Source organism: Pseudonocardia pini, from assembly GCF_013870575.1.
GTDB lineage: Bacteria > Actinomycetota > Actinomycetes > Mycobacteriales > Pseudonocardiaceae > Pseudonocardia > Pseudonocardia pini.
Map to the genome: position 1 here is coordinate 1 of NZ_JACBXB010000714.1, position 2,881 is coordinate 2,881.

Annotated in this window: 2 protein-coding genes; one reads left to right on the plus strand and one right to left on the minus strand. The window is 73.9% G+C overall.

Annotated features, from left to right (window positions below; all coding sequences use genetic code 11):
- A partial coding sequence (locus tag H5J29_RS27650; protein ID WP_181783927.1) for an elongation factor G occupies positions 1–1,589 on the plus strand: 1,589 nt, incomplete at its 5' end.
- Positions 1,590–1,645: 56 nt separating this feature from the next.
- Here H5J29_RS27650 and H5J29_RS27655 read toward each other — a convergent pair.
- Positions 1,646–2,881: glycosyl hydrolase (locus H5J29_RS27655; RefSeq protein WP_220188018.1), on the minus strand; the 1,236-nt coding region annotated here is incomplete at its 5' end.

The following is a 2,881-nucleotide window of genomic DNA, read 5'->3' on the forward strand; positions in this document are numbered from 1 at the left end:
TGGCCTGCCAGGACGCCTTCGGCTCCGGCGTCGCGCCGTTGTACCTGCCGACCCCCGACGGCCTGTACGGGCTGCTCACCCAGGGTCCGGGCGCGGCCCCGGCGGGCGCCGAGGAGGCGCGGGCGACCCTGCTCGAGGGGATCATCGAACAGTCCGAGGACGAGTCCCTCATGGAGCGCTACCTCGGCGGCGAACGGATCCCCGTCGAGACCCTGGTCGACGACCTGGAGACCGCCGTCGCGCGCGGGTCCTTCCATCCCGTGGTGCCGGTCTGCGCGGCGGGCGGCACGGGGCTCGACGCGTTGTTGGAGCTGCTCGCGGGAGGGTTCCCCTCCCCGCTGGAGCACCCGCTGCCGAGCGTCTCGCTGGTCGACGGCGGCCCGCACGCACCGCTCACCGCCGACCCGTCGGGGCCGCTCGCCGCCGAGGTCGTCCGCACCTCCGCGGACCCCTACGTGGGCCGGGTCTCGCTGGTCCGGGTGTTCTCCGGGACCCTTCGGCCGGACACCGCGGTGCACGTGTCGGGGCACGTCCCGGCCCCGCGCGTGAGCCCGGAGAGCGACCCGGGCCACGACGTCGACGACAAGCTCTCGCACCTCTACACCGCGCTCGGCGCCACGCTGCAGGAGACGGAGCAGTGCGTGGCGGGCGACATCTGCGCGCTCACCAAGCTGACCGGCGCGGAGACCGGGGACACGGTGTCCGCGGCCGACCATCCCCTGCTCCTGCGGGCCTGGGAGCTGCCGGAACCGCTGCTGCCGATCGCCGTCGTCGCCGAGGACCGGGGGGACGAGGACCAGCTGGCACGCACGCTGGCCAAGCTCGTCGCCGCCGACCCGGGGCTCTGTCTCGAACGGAACCCCGAGACGCACCAGACCGTGCTGTGGACGACCGGGGAGGCGCACGCGGACGTCGTGCTGTCGCGGCTGCGGGAGGCCGGGGCGCGGGTGGCGACCGAGGACGTGCGGGTGCCGATGCGGGTCACGCTGGCCTCGGCGGCGCGGGTGACCGGGCGGCACGTGAAGCAGTCCGGCGGGCACGGGCAGTACGCCGTGTGCCACGTCGAGTTCGAGCCGCTGCCCCGCGGGTCCGGCGTCGAGTTCCGGTCCGCCGTCGTGGGCGGGTCGGTGCCCACGCAGTACGTCCCGAGCGTGGAGAAGGGGATCCGGGCGCAGCTCGAGCGCGGCCTGACCCCCGAGGCGGACGGGCCCGCCCACCCGGTCGTCGACGTGCGCGCGACCCTGGTGGACGGCAAGGCGCACAGCGTCGACTCCTCCGACGCCGCCTTCCAGACCGCGGGCGCCCTCGCGCTGCGAGAGGCGGCCGCGACGTGCGGGGTCGTGCTGCTGGAGCAGGTCGACGAGGTGGCGGTGAGGATCCTCGACGAGCACCTCGGCACGGTGCTGGGCGACCTCTCCGCGCGACGGGGTCGGGTGCTGGGCACCGAGCCGACGGACACTCCCGGCCGCACCGTCGTCCGCGCCGAGGTCCCGGCCGCGGAGCTGCTGCGCTACGCGATCGACCTGCGCGCCATGACCTCGGGCACCGCGACCTTCACCCGAGCCTTCGCGAGGTACGCCGAACGCTGACCCGAGCGAACGGCACTCTCGCTCACTAGGTGTGAGCGAGAGTGCCGTTCGCGCGGTTAGCGGGTGAGGATCCAGGCGAGCATGTAGGCGCGGGTGTTGCCGTCGTCGATGCGGGAGTCGGGGAGGTCCCTCGCCTGGGCCAGGGCCTCGTCCTTGTCCGCCAACGCCAGGTACATCAGCAGGTAGTCGCCGAAGGTCACGTCGAAGCCCGCGGGCGCGGCCTCCGCGACGCTGCTGCGGATCCGACCCGGGTCGCCGCGCAGGTACCCGGCGACCGGGGACATCGGGATCAGCTGGATGCCGAGCATCGCGCTGGGCTCCGCGCTGAACCAGGTCGCGTAGTCCCGCTTGCCGCCCCAGTTGATCGAGAGGATCTCCGACCCGAAGCCGCGGAAACCCGCGAGCTGCGGCTGGGTCCAGTACCGCAGCGCCGAGGCCGCCTCCCGCGACAGCATCGCGACGGCCTGTTCCTGCAGGTCGGCCTGCCCGCGCACCTGCGCCCACAGCGCCAGTCCGTTGTAGGCGGTCACGGACTCGGAGCTGGACTCCTGGTTGTTGCCGTCGCCGAACGGGCTGAAGCCGGAGGCCCAGGAATGGCCCTCGAAGGCGTCGAACGCGCGGTGGCGCGGGAACTCCGAGGTCTGCCGCACGCTGCCGATGTCCGCCGCGAGCAGGTCGATCACCGGCGCCACCCGCGCGACGAGCTCCGGATCGTCCTTGCCGAGCACCCCGGCCGCGTAGAGGAAGTAGCCGTAGTGGAACTGGTGGTCGTTGAACTCCTCGGAACCGAACGAGTTCTCCAGCCCGACCATCCCGCGCAGCGTGGGGTCGTAGACGAAGCACTGGGTGGCGCGGGTCGTGCAGCCCGCGGGCTCGGCCCACCGCTCCAGCAGCGGGACCAGCTGGTCGCGGATGCGCTCGGCCGTGGGGCCCATGTCCAGGCCCTCCGCGAGGGTGAGCAGGTTGGCGGCCCGCGCCAGCTGCTTCCCGCCGAAGTAGGTGTCCTGCGCGGTCAGTTCCAGGGCCGCCGTGTCCGCGGTGACGGCCTGCTCCAGCTCCCGCCGCTCCCCCGCCGCCAGCCCGGACACGTCGAGCGCCCCGGACGGGGCGACGACGGGCGCGCTCAGCTCGATCGAGGTCGTGCGGCAGAGGTCCATCCGGCCGTAGAGGGTGTCGAACCCGCCCACCGACGCGCACGCCGCGGCGCCGGACTCCGGCATCGCCGCCACCAGGGTGTCCCCACCCGAGGTGCGGTAGGCCAGCGTGGTGCGGACGGTGTCCCCCGCGACCTG